Origin of the sequence: Brevundimonas sp. GCM10030266 (genome assembly GCF_042666595.1) — a bacterium.
In the GTDB taxonomy this organism is placed as follows: Bacteria; Pseudomonadota; Alphaproteobacteria; order Caulobacterales; family Caulobacteraceae; genus Brevundimonas.
Genome location: NZ_JBHTCY010000004.1, coordinates 397,318 through 410,402 on the forward strand (window position 1 = coordinate 397,318; position 13,085 = coordinate 410,402).

Here is a 13,085-nt window from a genome sequence, read left to right on the forward strand (position 1 = left end):
CATGCGTGTCCGGTCTCTCATCGTCAGAAGCGCGATCGCGGTCCTGCTGACCACGACCGCGATCACCACGATCAGCTGCTCGACCTCGACCGCGCCGACCATCGCCACGGCCCCGGTTCCGCCACCTCCCCCGCCGCCGCCGCCGCCGCCGCCGCCGCCGCCGCCGCCCCCGCCCGCCGCGAGCGATGAGGCTGTCGCGGTCGACGAGGTCGTCGTCACCGGAAGTCGGATCCGGGCGGAAGGAGCCGGCGAACTGTATGGCGACGCGCGCATCGCCGCGCCGACGCCCGTGGCCACGCCCGGGCCGCGGGAGACGCCTCCGGCCACGCCGCCGGCCGCGCAGGCAGGCCTGCTGACCGCCGCCGACTATGACGACCTGCTGAACCCGACCTGGTATGCCGATTATGTCGGCCGCTATCTGCAGGATCAGGACGAAGACGACCTGCCCTGGGTCGACACCCGCCAGGCGATCACCGTCTCGGTGCGCGATGCTGACGGCCGTCCGGCGCCTTTTGTGGAGGTGTCCGTCTCCCGCCCTGACGGCGGCCCGCTGCGGCTTCGCACCCTGGCGGACGGGACGGTCGTCCTGTTCCCGCAACTGGATCGACTGGGCCGCACCGCCGATGTCACCGTCGAGGGCTCCACCCGCCGCCTGACGGTCGGTCCGGACAGCCGGGTGGAGATCCGCACCGCCCGCCGCGCCGCCGCTGTGCGGGCCTTCGACCTGCTGATGGTGATCGACGCCACCGGCAGCATGGGCGACGAGATGGAGTATCTGAAGCGCGAGATCGCCTCGATCATGGCCTCGCTGGCCGAGCGCCACCCGGGTGTGAGCACCCGCATCGGGCTGATCGTCTATCGCGACAACGGCGACCAGTATGTCGTGCGCGACTTCCCCTTCACCGCCAATGTCGGAGAGCTGGTGCGCCAGCTGGAGGCCCAGCGGGCCGACGGCGGCGGCGACTATCCCGAGGCCATGGATCAGGCCCTGACGCGGGCGATGGACTATCCGTGGCGGGACGACGCCGTGCGCTCGATCGTGCTGGTCGCCGACGCCCCGCCGCATGACGACCGGATCGGCGCCACCTGGGAGCAGGTGCAGGAGGCGCGCGAGCGGCGCATCCAGATCACCCCCGTCGCCGCCAGCGGCGTCGGACACCGGGCCGAGTTCGTGATGCGGGCCGCCGCCGCCGCGACCCAGAGCCGCTATCTGTTCCTGACCGACGACAGCGGCATCGGCAATCCGCACGCCACGCCCGAGGTGAAATGCTACGTCGTCACCCGCCTCGACAGCCTGCTGCGCCGGGTGCTGGACAGCCAGATCTCGGGCCGCCGGATCGAGCCGACGGACAATGAGATCATCCGCCGCGTCGGCGCCTACGACCGGGGCGTCTGCCCGCCGAAATAGGCGGGATCAACCGCCGCCGACGAACTGGACGACCTCGATGCGGTCGCCCTCGGCGACGGGGGTGACCGCGTGCTGCGACTTGGGGACGATCTCCAGATTCCGTTCGACGGCGACCTTGCGCACGTCCAGCCCCAGCTCCTCCACCAGGGCCAGGATGGTGTCCGACCGGACCTCGCGAAGCTCGCCGTTGACCTGAATCTGCATGACCTTGCGTCAATCTTCTTGCGGCGCGCGCTTGCCTGACGCCACGCCTCAGCTAAAAGGCCCGATCCGATTCCGTCGGAACGTCACCTCTGCGAGCGAATGCCCGACAGCCCCGTCCTCTACGTCCTGAACGGCCCGAACCTCAACCTGCTTGGGGTGCGCGAGCCTGAAATCTACGGACGCGAGACGCTGGCGGACATCCAGGCCCTGTGCGAACGCACGGCCCCGGGCGCGACCGTGGTGTTCCGCCAGACCAATCACGAGGGCGAACTGATCGACTGGGTCCAGGAGGCCCGGGAGAAGGCTGACGCGGTTGTGATCAATCCCGCCGGCTATGGCCACACCTCCGTGGCCTTGCTGGACGCCCTGAAAACGCTGACGGTTCCGATCGTCGAGTGTCACCTGTCGAATCCGGCGGCGCGCGAGCGCTTCCGGCATCGCACCTATGTGTCGGCGATCGCCGCCGGCGTGGTTTCGGGCTTCGGCCCGATGAGTTACGAACTTGCGGTCAAGGCCGCCCTCGGACTGGCGCAGGAACGCAGCCCGTCCGTGGCCCGTTCGGTTTAAAGGACAACAAGAGGCTCCACATGGCCGATCCGAAAAAGAACGAATACGACATCGACGCGACCCTGGTCCGCCAGCTCGCCGACATCCTGAACGACACCGACCTGACCGAGATCGAGGTCGAGCGCGGCGAACTGCGCGTCCGCGTGGCCCGCGAGGTGACGGTTTCGGCCGCGCCGGTGGCCTACGCCGCCGCCCCGGCCCCGGTCGCCGCCGCACCGGTCGCCGCCGCCGCTCCGGCCGCCATGGCCTCGGACCCGGCCACGATCGTCGCCCGCTCGGGTGAAGAGGTGAAGTCGCCGATGGTCGGCACCGCCTATCTGCAGGCCTCGCCGGAAGCGCCGAAGTTCGTCCAGCCGGGCGACAAGGTGAAGAAGGGCCAGACCCTGCTGATCGTCGAGGCCATGAAGACGATGAACCCGATCCAGGCGCCGCGCGACGGCGTGGTGGCCGAGGTCCTCGTCGGCGACGCCCAGCCGGTCGAGTTCGGCGAGCCGCTCGTCCTGCTTGAGGCGTAAAGCCATGTTCAGCAAGGTCCTGATCGCGAACCGCGGCGAGATCGCCCTGCGGATTCACCGCGCGTGCAAGGAGATGGGCATCTCCACCGTCGCCGTGCACTCCGAAGCCGATCGCGGCGCCATGTGGGTGCGTCTGGCCGACGAGAGCGTCTGCATCGGCCCGGCCCCGGCCGCCAAGTCGTATCTGAACATCCCGTCGATCATCGCCGCCGCCGAGATCACTGGCGCCCAGGCGATCCACCCGGGCTATGGCTTCCTGTCGGAAAACGCGCGCTTCGCCGAGATCGTCGAAGCCCACGGCATGACCTTCATCGGGCCGAAGCCCGAGCACATCCGGGTCATGGGCGACAAGATCAGCGCCAAACAGACCGTTCTGGCCGCGGGCATCCCCTGCGTTCCGGGTTCGGACGGCGAGGTCGAGACTATCGAGGACGCCATCGAGGCGTCGAAGTCCATCGGCTTCCCGCTGATCGTCAAGGCCGCCGCCGGCGGTGGCGGACGCGGCATGAAGGTCGCCCTGACCGCTGACGATCTGGTCGAAGCGGTCCAGACCGCCCAGACCGAGGCCAAGGCCGCCTTTGGCAACGGCGCCGTCTACATGGAGCGCTACCTCCAGAAGCCGCGTCACATCGAGATCCAGGTCATCGCCGACAGCCACGGCAACGTCGTCCACCTGGGCGAACGCGACTGCTCGCTGCAGCGTCGTCACCAGAAGGTGCTGGAAGAGGCCCCCTCGCCCGCCCTGTCGGCAGAGGGTCGCAAGAAGATCGGCGAGACGGTCAACAAGGCCATCGCCGCCATCGGCTATCTGGGCGTCGGCACCATCGAGTTCCTCTGGGAGGACGGCGAGTTCTTCTTCATCGAGATGAACACCCGCCTGCAGGTCGAACACCCGGTCACCGAGATGATCACGGGCGTCGATCTGGTCCGCGAACAGGTGCGCATCGCCGCCGGTCTGCCGCTGTCGTTCACCCAGGACGACGTGACCTTCGAAGGCCACGCCATCGAGTGCCGGATCAACGCCGAGAACTCCGAGACCTTCACCCCGTCGCCTGGCACGGTCACGGACTTCCACGCGCCGGGCGGTCTGGGCGTGCGTCTGGATAGCGCCATCTACGCCGGCTATTCGATCCCGCCCTATTACGACAGCCTGATCGGCAAGCTGATCGTGCACGGTCGCGACCGCGAGGAGTGCATCGCGCGCCTGAAGCGTTCGCTCGGCGAAATGGTCGTCGGCGGCGTCGATACGACCATCCCGCTGTTCCAGAAGCTGCTGGCCGAGCCGGACATCCTGTCGGGCGACTACGACATCCACTGGCTGGAAAACTGGCAGAAGCGCCAGAAGGGCGAAGCGTAAGGCCGCGTGGAGGAGCCGGGCTTCAGCGCCAGCACCTCCTCCGGCCGTTTCGGCCCGGACGAACTGCTGAACTGCTACGCGACGGGCGTCTTTCCCATGGGCGAGGCGCGTGATGATCCGCGCGTCTTCCTCGTCGAACCGGACCAGCGGGGCGTCATCCCGCTGGACGGCTTCCACATCCCCACACGCCTGAGAAAGACCGTGCGCGGCGAGCCGTTCGAGGTGCGCGTCAGCACGGCCTTCGACGCGGTTCTGGACGCCTGCGCCACCTCCATGCCGGGGCGTGAGGACACCTGGATCAACGCCCCGATCCGCAGCCTGTATCTGGAACTGCAGGCGCGGGGCCACGCCCATTCCATCGAGTGCTGGCGCGAGGAGCGTCTGGTCGGAGGCCTGTATGGCGTCACGCTGGGCGGAGCCTTCTTCGGCGAGAGCATGTTCACGCGCGAGCGCGACGCCTCAAAGGTGGCGCTGGTGCATCTGGTGGCGCGGCTGAAGCGCGGCGGCTGGCGGTTGCTGGACGCCCAGTTCCTGACCGAACACCTGAGTCAGTTCGGCGCGGTCGAGACGCCGCAACCGGCTTATCTGAGACGGCTGGCCGCCGCGTTGCCGGTCAGGCCCAATGCCCGTTCACTGTTCGAACCGATGACCGGGACCGAGGCGGTCTATTACGCCCTGCAGCCCACCACCCAGGCGTCGTAGATCGGGTGTTGCAGGCCGCTGACGGCCGGCGACGAGGCGAACATCCAGCCCCGGAAGATCTGGCGCGGATCCGTCTGCTGGGTGGTCCCGCGCGGCTGCACGCTGACTTCCAGATAGGCGATGGCGTCCTCGACCTGTTCGTCGGAGGCGGAGACCTCGCAGGCGCGGGCGGTGAAGATCAGCGCCTGATTGAACCGCACCGGACGTCCGCCGACCTCGACCTCGAAGCGCATCCGCTCGGCGGTGATCTTGTCGATGGCTTCGACGATGGCGACGCGGCGACGCTGGCGGCGACCGGGCGTGGTCGAGGGCTCGGGCGCGGCGGCGGCGACCTCGGTCGGCGCAGCCTCTTCCTCGTCGGCCTCTTCCTCGGCCGGCGTTTCGGCGGCGGGCGTCGTCGGGATGGCGGGGGCGGTGATGGCGATGGGGGCGGCCGGCGCGGGCGCGGCCTCCGGAGCCTGCTCAGCAGGCGGGGTCGACTGGCGGTTCAGCTCCGCCGTGGTGTCCTGCACCGGCCGGGCGTCCTGGGGCACGTCGTTCAGCGCGGACGCGACGACAGCGCCCCCGGCGAGAATCGCCGTGGCCGACAGCCCTGCGAGGATCAGCCCACGCGGTTTCATTCCGGACGCCAGGCCTCATAGTCGCCGGTGGCGGCGGGGCGTTGGCCCTCGGCGCTCAGCGAACCCTGCGGACGCCAGGCCATCGGCGTGCCGGTCAGGTTCGGCAGGTGATCCTTTTCCCACGCACGGCGCAGCAGCGGCTGCTCGGTTGGCGGTTCGTCGTAGGTGTAGTGCAGCCAGCCGTGCCAGTCCGGCGGCACCTTCGAGGCGTCGGCGTAACCGTTGTAGATCACCCAACGGCGGCGACGACCGTCGTAGGAGACGGTGTCCTTCGACTGGTAGTAGGTGTTGCCGAACTCGTCCGTGCCGATCTTCTCGCCACGCTTGGCGATGGTGAAGAAGGTGCCGATGGTGGCGCCGCTGGTCCAACCGAAGATTCTGCCTAGCACGTCGGGAATTCCACTCGTCTCATGTCGGCCGGAACGCCCCGGCGACAGCGGCGCGATCATAGAAACCGCAAGGCCTTCCGTCCAGCGGAACGCAGCGCGATCTGCACTCAACATCTTGGGGGTAACCTTTACGCGGTCCACCAGATTTATTGCAGGCGGTCCCGATCCGTCGTTAGCATCGGCGAACGCCGCCCTGAGAGCCGCCCAGAGACCTGCATGCGTCCCCAGCTCCGCTTCGCCGTCCTTGCCGCCGCCGTCCGCCGATCCCCGCGCGAGATCGAGCATGCCGGGCGTCTGGTCGAGGTCATCGCCCCCGAGGACTGGTCTGACGCCCGCGCCGAGGCCTGGCTGGACTGGGCCGCTGGACAGGGGCTGTCCCTGGACGGCGCCGACCCGATCATCGAGGCCGCCCACGCTTTCGCGGCGACACTGGCGGGGGATGAGCCCATCGCGGCGGAACTGGCCGCCACCTTGCGTCTGGGACTGGTCACGCCGGCCAGGCCGCAGGCGGTGGCGGGCGGAGACGCCCTGAACCTGTCCGACCCGGCCGCCGAACGGCTGGTGCAGGCCGAGACGGCGCGCCGGCGGGCCGTGCGCCTGTCGGCCGGGGCCGTGGACGCCGTGGCCGCCGCCCTGGCCGCCGTTAGCGAGGCTGTCACCCGGTGTGAAGGACCGCGCGGCGACTGCGCAGATCCCGCCCGCAACCCCGCCCTTGCGCGCGTGGCGCTGGCGGCGCGCAGGGCCGGAGCCTCCGACGCCGACATCCTGCGGGCCATCGCGGGCGAATCATTCGAGGCCGCCCCCCTGCCCGCGCGCCCGCAGGCGCCATGGGTCGCCGTGGCCGACCGCGCGCTCGCCGCCTCGGGCGCGCCGGAGGTCGTCCTCGCCGCCGAGGGGGCGCTGGACGGCGATCTGATCCTGGGCTTCGAGCCAGACACCGCCGAGCGGATCGCCGAAGCGGCGCGCGGCGCGGGGGTGCTGATCAGCCTGACCGCCCTGCGCGATCTGACCGGCGACAGCTTCGAGGCCGCGCTGGCGGACCTCGCCGCCCTGTGGGCGCAGAGCCTGTCGATCAACGGCGCCCCCCTCTCGATCGGGCTGGCCGATCTGGCGGATCTGGTGCTGGCCGAAGGCGCGATCGATCCGGTGGCCCGCGCCGGCGAGATCGGGCGGATCCTGGCCGAAGCGGCGTCCGGCGCGAGCCTGTTTGTTGATGACCGGGAAGCCCTGCTGCGGCTGGGCGCCTCGCCGCTGGCGGCGATCGACCGGTTCGAGACGGCGGACGCCGAGACCGAAGCGCGGCTGCGCCCGTCGCTGGCCCGGGCCATCCGCGCGGCCGGCGGCGATGTCGAGGCCGCCGAGCGCCATCTGTTCGGACGCCGGACCCTGGTCGGGGCGCCGGGGATCGATCACGCCGCCCTGCGCGGTCACGGCTTCACCGAGGTGGAGCTGGAAGGGATCGAACTGGCCCTGGCCGTGGTTGATCGACTGGAAGACGCCTTCCGCGCCCCGGTTCTGGACGCCGGCTTCCTGCACGACGTGCTGGGCGTCGAGGCGGACGGCGAGCTCGACCTGCTGGACCATCTCGGCTTCACGACGGAAGATATTGATGCCGCGCAGGTTTATGCCTTCGGCGCTGGCGTCCTGTCCGGCTGGGCTGAGGCGCCGGACGGTCTGGCCGAGGTTCTGGCCGATCCCGAGGGGTTTGAGGCCGCGCTGCGCGGCGCGCTGGAGCCGTTCAGCGCCACGCCCGACCTGACGCCCCTGCCGCTCGACTGGAACGCCACGTCCGCCCAGGCGACGCGCCTGCTCGCCGACGCCGCGCGGGACGGCCGTCGCGCCGTGCGCCTGCGGCGGGCGGCCGCGCCGTCGGGGCCCCTGCTGGACCTGCCCGAGGCCCTGAGCCCGGAGCGGGAGCGCCGCCGGGAGCCTGAGGTGAAGGCCGTGGAGCGGGTGGTCGAGAAGGTCATCGAGCGCGATCGCACCCGCCGCAAGCTGCCGGATCGCCGCAAGGGCTATATCCAGAAAGCGGCCGTGGGCGGCCACAAGGTCTATATCCACACCGGGGAGTACGAGGACGGCGAGCTCGGCGAAATCTTCATCGACATGCACAAGGAAGGCGCCGCTTTCCGCAGTCTTATGAACAACTTCGCCATCGCGATTTCCATCGGACTTCAATACGGCGTGCCGCTGGACGAGTTTGTGGACGCCTTCGTCTTCACCCGCTTCGAGCCCGCCGGACGTGTCACCGGCAACGACTCGATCCGGTCGGCGACCTCGATCCTCGACTACATCTTCCGCGAGCTGGGCGTCTCCTATCTGGACCGTCAGGAATTGGCCAACGCCGAGCCGGCGGCGGGCGACGGGCTGGGTTCGGGCTTGGGCGCCGGCGTCGGCGAGACGCCCGAAGCGGTCCCGGCCGCGCGGTTCATCTCCAAGGGCTTCGCCCGCGGGGCGGCGCCGGACAATCTGGTGGTCCTGCCCTTCGGCCAGAAGAAGGACGCCGCACCCCCGCCGTCCGTGGCCAACACCGAGGCCACCGCCTGCCCGGCCTGTGGCGACCTGGCCCTGCAGGAGCGCGGCGGCGGCTGGGTGTGCGACACCTGCGGCGCAGCGCCGTCCATGCAGGGTTAATCAACGAATTGCTGTCAGGCTTGCGGCCGCTCACCTGAGCGCCGGAGCCTGAGATGAAGCTGTTCCTGACTGCCGCCGTTGTCGCGGTCGCCCTCGCCGCCCCCGCCATGGCCCAGAACGCCGGGCAGATCGCCAGCGTCCAGCGCGGCGCCAGCTGCCCCGGCTGCAACCTGTTCCAGGCGGGCCTGTCGGGACTGGAGCGCAACGGGCTGAACCTGACCGGCGCGCGGCTGCGTCAGGCCGACCTGAGCCTGTCGGTGATGAACCGGACCCGCTTCGCCAACGCCGACCTGCGCGATGTGGAAGCCTATGGCGGCGTCTTCTCCAGCTCGAACTTCTCGGGCGCGGACCTGACCAACGCCAGCTTCGTCGGCGCCTATCTGGACGGCTCGGCCTTCGGCGGCGCGACCCTGACCGGCGCCAACTTCTCCGGCGCGTCGCTTGAGCGCGCGACCGGCCTGACGCAGGCCCGCCTCAATCAGGCCTGCGGGGACGAGGCGACCAAGCTGCCGCGCGGCCTGTCCATTCGTCGCTGCTGATCCGCCACTGACGTTACGTCGATTTAAGTAGGGTTCCCCGGGGATTGGCGGCATGAAGGTCTCGTGAAACAGATCGCCCGCCCCTTCTTCCGTCGCGTCCTGGCCACCGGCGCCGCCGGTCTGGCCCTTTGCGTCGCGGTTCCGGCGGCGGCCGAGGTTTCGATCCAGTTCCAGGAACGCGGCGACGTGGCCCGGATGGTGTCCCTGGGCGGCTCCTGCAATCGCTGCGAGCTCTCGGGACGCGACCTGACCGGCGCGGTCTTCACCGGCGCCAGCTTCACCAACGCCACCCTGGTCGGCGCCAATCTGCGCGGGGCCGAGCTGGTGGGCTCGAACTTCTCGGGCAGCGACTTCTCGCGGGCCAACCTGTCCGGCGCGGAACTGGTCGGGGCCAACTTCACCGGCGCCAACTTCTCCAACGCCGAGATGACCGGTGTCTCGGCCATGGGTGCGACCCTGGTCCGGGTCCGCATGGCCCGCGCCAGCCTGAGCGGGGCCGAGCTGAACGGCGCCAATATGAACGGCGCGGTGCTCTCCGGCGCCAACTTCAGCGGCGCCGAGCTGAACGCCGCCACCCTGGCCAATGTCAGCGCCGGCAACGCCAATTTCAGCGCCGCCGAGATCGGCATGTCCAACCTGTCGAACGGCGACTTCCGCAACGCCAACTTCAGCCACAGCGAGATGAACGGCGCCCGGCTGACCGGCGGCCAGTTCGCGGGGGCCAATTTCGACGAGGCGGAAATGAACCGGGCCGATATCCGGGGGGCGGACCTGTCCGCCGCCCGCGGCCTGACGCAGGATCAGGTCGGCCGGGCCTGCGGCGACGCCAACACCCGGCTGCCAGGGAACCTGAGCGCCCGCACCTGCCGGGGTCTGAGCGGCGCGCGGGCCGCCCCTGCCCCGCGCCCCGCGCCGGCCCCGCCCGCGCCTCCGGTTCCGCCGCGGGTCCGAAATCTCGTCATCGCAAGCGGCCACTGAGCCAGCAAAAAGGCCCCCGTCACAGACGAGGGCCTTTTGTTTTTGATCAAAGCCTTACGGCAATAATCACACCTTGATCGGCAGGGCCGTGCGGATGTGCACGTCCTTCAACTGACGCTCCTGCGCCTCGGTCGGGGCGTTCATCAGCAGGTCTTCGCCCTGCTGGTTCAGCGGGAAAGCGATCACCTCGCGGATGGCGGTTTCACCGGCCAGCAGCATGACGATGCGGTCGATGCCGGGGGCCAGACCGCCGTGCGGCGGGGCGCCGTAGCGGAAGGCGTTGAGCATGCCGCCGAACTGCTCCTCGACGACCGAGCTGTCGTAGCCGGCGATGTTGAAGGCCTTGAGCATGATCTCGGCCTTGTGGTTCCGGATCGCGCCCGAGCACAGCTCATAGCCGTTGCAGACGATGTCGTACTGATAGGCGCGGATGGTCAGCGGGTCCTGGGTCTCCAGGGCCTCCAGACCGCCCTGCGGCATCGAGAACGGGTTGTGCGAGAAGTCGACCTTCTTCTCTTCTTCCGACCATTCGAACATCGGGAAGTCGACGATCCAGCAGAATTTGAACTGGTTCTCGTCGACCAGCTTCAGCTCCGTGCCGACGCGCGTGCGGGCCAGACCGGCGAATTTGGCGAAGACGCCCGGGTTGCCGGCGACGAAGAAGGCGGCGTCGCCCTTGCCCAGACCCAGCGCGGTCATCAGGGCCTCGGTCGGCTCCTGACCAAGGTTCTTGGCGATCGGGCCGCCCCAGGCGTTCTGGTCATCTGACCAGAAGATGTAGCCGAGGCCCGGCTGGCCTTCGCCCTGGGCCCAGGAGTTCATGCGGTCGCAGAAGGCGCGCGAGCCGCCGGTCGGGGCCGGGATGGCCCACACGGCGTTCTTGTCGTCCGCCGCGAGGATCTTGTTGAACAGGCCGAAGCCGCCGTCGCGGAAATGGTCCGAGACGACCTGCATCTTGATCGGGTTGCGGGTGTCCGGCTTGTCGGTGCCGTACCAGGCCATCGACTGGGCGAAGGTCAGGCGCTCGAAGCCGCCGTGCTCGAACTGCTCGCCGAAGTCGTTGGTGAAGGTGTGCTTGCCGTTGATCGGCGACACCGGCTTGCCCTCGGCGAACTCCTCGAACACGCCGTGCATGACGGGCTCGATGGCGGCGAAGACGTCTTCCTGGGTGACGAAGCTCATCTCGACGTCGAGCTGGTAGAACTCCAGCGAACGGTCGGCGCGCAGGTCTTCATCGCGGAAGCAGGGCGCGATCTGGAAATAGCGGTCGAAGCCCGAGACCATGAGCAGTTGCTTGAACTGCTGCGGGGCCTGCGGGAGGGCGTAGAACTTGCCCGGGTGCATGCGCGACGGGACCAGGAAGTCGCGCGCGCCTTCCGGCGACGAAGCCGTCAGGATCGGGGTCTGGTACTCCAGGAAGCCCTGGCCGACCATGCGCTGGCGGATCGAGGAGATCACCTTCGAGCGCAGGACGATGTTCTTGTGCAGACGCTCGCGACGCAGGTCGAGGAAGCGGTTGGCGAGGCGGATTTCCTCCGGGTACTCCTGATCGCCGAAGACCGGCATCGGCAGTTCGGCGGCTTCCGACAGGACCTCGAGCCCGGCCACGCGGACTTCCACTTCGCCGGTCGGCAGCAGCGGGTTCACGGTCGAGGCGTCGCGCATGACGGCCTCACCGTCGATCTTGATGACGCTCTCGGCGCGCAGGCGCTCGACGATGGCGAAGCCCGGGGTCGACGGGTGCAGCACCAGCTGGGTGATGCCGTAGTGGTCGCGCAGATCGACGAACAGCAGGCCGCCGAGGTCGCGCTTGCGGTGCACCCAGCCCGACAGGCGGACATTGGCGCCGGCGTCCGAGGAACGGAGGGCGCCGCAGGTGTGGGTGCGATAGGCGTGCATGGTCGGTTCGTTCTGGATTCGGGCCCACGAAGGGCGGAATTCGGGAGGGGCGGAAAGGCGCATTATCCCCCCTGAAAGTCAAGGTGCGGGCGGGTTCCGGAGGGCGCCGAACCCTGCCGTCCGAAAAATGCCGAAACCCTGCCATGTCGAGACTCCCGACACATCGGGCGGGCGTGGATTGGGATGTCAAAGACCGTGAACGGCAGGATGGCATGCCGGTGCGTCAGAAATGGACGTACTCGCTTTCTGCTATCGTCATCCCGGACAAGCGCTCGCCAAGCGGGCGCGCGATCCGGGACCCAGCGGCGCGCGGGAGCGCGAAGCTGCCGGGAGCGCCGGCGCCGGACTTTCGATCCTCAGTGTTTCGCCGCCGTCGCGGCGCCGCTGGGTCCCGGCCTTCGCCGGGATGACGATAGCAGTGGGAGAGACACAGGGATGGCAGCGTCACACGACACGATCTGGCAGGGTTGGAAGGTGTCGGGAGTATCGCGTCGATCCACAGTCCCTGCCGTTCCGTCCACGGACGAACGCCGCCGCACAATCGCCACAGCGCCGCATCTGCTATGGTGAACGGGATGACGAGCCGCCTGCCCGCCTTTGACCAGATGCGTCTGCCCCTCCAGAGCGACCTGCCCGAGGGACCGTTTGTCGTGTCCGATTGTAATCAGGCGGCGGTCGAGGCGCTGGCCGACTGGCCCAATCTGATCGGCGGGGTCATGGCCATCTGCGGCCCGGCGGGCAGCGGCAAGAGCCGACTGGGCCAGATGTGGGCTGAACGGGTCGGCGCCGTCGCCTTCCACGGTGCGGAGGCGGCCCTGATCGACCCGATGGAGATCGAGGGCCGTCCCGTCCTGCTGGACCGGGCCATGGACGCCGACGACGAGACCCTGTTCCACCTGATCAACCTGGCCCAGCTTCCCGGCGGGGCCATGCTGATGATCTCGCGCCCTGCCCCGTCTGCCTGGGCGGTCGAGCTGCCGGACCTGCGCTCGCGGCTGGACGCGGTGATCAGCGTGCCGGTCGAGGCGCCGGACGACGCGGTGCTGGCCGCGATGCTGGAAGCCCGCTTCGCCGAACGCGGCATCCGCCCGGCCAAGGACGTCATCCCCTATCTGCTGCGCCGCATCGACCGATCAGCGGCGGCGGCGGAGGCCGTGGCGGAACGTCTGGACGCCCTGCACCGGCCGGTGACGCGTGCGCTGGCGCGAGAGGCGCTGGAAGGCGGGGATGAGAGCGGTGAGTTGTTTGAGTAGCGGAGCGCCGACGCGGAAAC

General features: G+C 69.4%; 13 protein-coding genes. 9 read left to right on the forward strand and 4 right to left on the reverse strand.

Annotated features, from left to right (window positions below):
* The first annotated feature begins 1 nt into the window (after window position 1).
* The gene (locus ACFQQC_RS14260; RefSeq protein WP_376863106.1) at window positions 2-1,408 is read left to right on the forward strand and encodes a VWA domain-containing protein; all 1,407 of its coding nucleotides are present in this window, start codon (window positions 2-4) and stop codon (window positions 1,406-1,408) included.
* Window positions 1,409-1,414: 6 nt separating this feature from the next.
* On the opposite strand, the gene thiS is transcribed toward ACFQQC_RS14260, so the two are convergent.
* Window positions 1,415-1,612, reverse strand: coding sequence for a sulfur carrier protein ThiS (gene thiS, locus ACFQQC_RS14265; protein ID WP_331045993.1), 198 nt, complete (start codon window positions 1,610-1,612; stop codon window positions 1,415-1,417).
* Window positions 1,613-1,711: 99 nt separating this feature from the next.
* Here thiS and ACFQQC_RS14270 point away from each other — a divergent pair, with 99 nt between their 5' ends.
* From ACFQQC_RS14270 to aat, 4 genes are read left to right on the forward strand one after another with little or no spacing between them, the layout of a single operon-like run.
* On the forward strand, window positions 1,712-2,179 hold the full coding sequence (locus ACFQQC_RS14270) for a type II 3-dehydroquinate dehydratase (protein ID WP_376863107.1): 468 nt from the start codon (window positions 1,712-1,714) through the stop codon (window positions 2,177-2,179).
* 20 nt (window positions 2,180-2,199) lie between these two features.
* Window positions 2,200-2,694: an acetyl-CoA carboxylase biotin carboxyl carrier protein gene (accB, locus tag ACFQQC_RS14275; RefSeq protein ID WP_376863108.1), complete on the forward strand. Its 495-nt coding sequence runs from the start codon at window positions 2,200-2,202 to the stop codon at window positions 2,692-2,694.
* A 4-nt stretch (window positions 2,695-2,698) separates the two neighbouring features.
* Window positions 2,699-4,051: an acetyl-CoA carboxylase biotin carboxylase subunit gene (accC, locus tag ACFQQC_RS14280; protein WP_376863109.1), complete on the forward strand. Its 1,353-nt coding sequence runs from the start codon at window positions 2,699-2,701 to the stop codon at window positions 4,049-4,051.
* Between the two features lie 6 nt (window positions 4,052-4,057).
* Window positions 4,058-4,753 carry a leucyl/phenylalanyl-tRNA--protein transferase gene (aat, locus tag ACFQQC_RS14285; RefSeq protein WP_376863110.1) on the forward strand — a complete coding sequence of 232 codons (696 nt, stop codon included), beginning with the start codon at window positions 4,058-4,060 and terminating at the stop codon, window positions 4,751-4,753.
* Here the strand turns inward: aat and ACFQQC_RS14290 are convergent.
* Window positions 4,720-5,373 carry a DUF2155 domain-containing protein gene (locus tag ACFQQC_RS14290; RefSeq protein ID WP_376863112.1) on the reverse strand — a complete coding sequence of 218 codons (654 nt, stop codon included), beginning with the start codon at window positions 5,371-5,373 and terminating at the stop codon, window positions 4,720-4,722. The genes aat and ACFQQC_RS14290 overlap by 34 nt on opposite strands.
* The gene (locus ACFQQC_RS14295; RefSeq protein WP_376863113.1) at window positions 5,370-5,762 is read right to left on the reverse strand and encodes an NADH:ubiquinone oxidoreductase subunit NDUFA12; all 393 of its coding nucleotides are present in this window, start codon (window positions 5,760-5,762) and stop codon (window positions 5,370-5,372) included. Before ACFQQC_RS14295 ends, ACFQQC_RS14290 begins: the two co-directional genes overlap by 4 nt.
* 216 nt (window positions 5,763-5,978) lie before the next feature.
* On the opposite strand from ACFQQC_RS14295, the gene ACFQQC_RS14300 reads away from it, so the two are divergent.
* From ACFQQC_RS14300 to ACFQQC_RS14310, 3 genes are all read left to right on the forward strand, one after another.
* Complete coding sequence (locus tag ACFQQC_RS14300; RefSeq protein ID WP_376863114.1) at window positions 5,979-8,396, forward strand: TSCPD domain-containing protein; 2,418 nt, start codon at window positions 5,979-5,981, stop codon at window positions 8,394-8,396.
* A gap of 53 nt (window positions 8,397-8,449) precedes the next feature.
* The gene (locus ACFQQC_RS14305) at window positions 8,450-8,935 is read left to right on the forward strand and encodes a pentapeptide repeat-containing protein (RefSeq protein ID WP_376863115.1); all 486 of its coding nucleotides are present in this window, start codon (window positions 8,450-8,452) and stop codon (window positions 8,933-8,935) included.
* Window positions 8,936-8,998: 63 nt separating this feature from the next.
* Window positions 8,999-9,913: a pentapeptide repeat-containing protein gene (locus tag ACFQQC_RS14310; RefSeq protein ID WP_376863116.1), complete on the forward strand. Its 915-nt coding sequence runs from the start codon at window positions 8,999-9,001 to the stop codon at window positions 9,911-9,913.
* Between the two features lie 66 nt (window positions 9,914-9,979).
* Here the strand turns inward: ACFQQC_RS14310 and aspS are convergent, their stop codons facing one another.
* Entirely contained in the window at window positions 9,980-11,812 is a 1,833-nt protein-coding gene (aspS, locus tag ACFQQC_RS14315) for an aspartate--tRNA ligase (protein ID WP_376863117.1), read from the reverse strand.
* A gap of 575 nt (window positions 11,813-12,387) precedes the next feature.
* Here aspS and ACFQQC_RS14320 point away from each other — a divergent pair.
* Entirely contained in the window at window positions 12,388-13,065 is a 678-nt protein-coding gene (locus ACFQQC_RS14320; RefSeq protein ID WP_376863118.1) for a chromosomal replication initiator DnaA, read from the forward strand.
* Window positions 13,066-13,085: the final 20 nt, after the last annotated feature.

Excerpts from the sequence above, each read along its gene's own strand:
- ACFQQC_RS14300 (WP_376863114.1), top strand. The coding sequence starts at position 5,979 with ATGCGTCCCCAGCTCCGCTTCGCCGTCCTTGCCGCCGCCGTCCGCCGA.
- accC (WP_376863109.1), top strand. The coding sequence starts at position 2,699 with ATGTTCAGCAAGGTCCTGATCGCGAACCGCGGCGAGATCGCCCTGCGG.
- aspS (WP_376863117.1), bottom strand. The coding sequence starts at position 11,812 with ATGCACGCCTATCGCACCCACACCTGCGGCGCCCTCCGTTCCTCGGAC.
- ACFQQC_RS14270 (WP_376863107.1), top strand. The coding sequence starts at position 1,712 with ATGCCCGACAGCCCCGTCCTCTACGTCCTGAACGGCCCGAACCTCAAC.
- ACFQQC_RS14290 (WP_376863112.1), bottom strand. The coding sequence starts at position 5,373 with ATGAAACCGCGTGGGCTGATCCTCGCAGGGCTGTCGGCCACGGCGATT.
- ACFQQC_RS14260 (WP_376863106.1), top strand. The coding sequence starts at position 2 with ATGCGTGTCCGGTCTCTCATCGTCAGAAGCGCGATCGCGGTCCTGCTG.
- ACFQQC_RS14305 (WP_376863115.1), top strand. The coding sequence starts at position 8,450 with ATGAAGCTGTTCCTGACTGCCGCCGTTGTCGCGGTCGCCCTCGCCGCC.
- ACFQQC_RS14320 (WP_376863118.1), top strand. The coding sequence starts at position 12,388 with ATGACGAGCCGCCTGCCCGCCTTTGACCAGATGCGTCTGCCCCTCCAG.
- accB (WP_376863108.1), top strand. The coding sequence starts at position 2,200 with ATGGCCGATCCGAAAAAGAACGAATACGACATCGACGCGACCCTGGTC.
- thiS (WP_331045993.1), bottom strand. The coding sequence starts at position 1,612 with ATGCAGATTCAGGTCAACGGCGAGCTTCGCGAGGTCCGGTCGGACACC.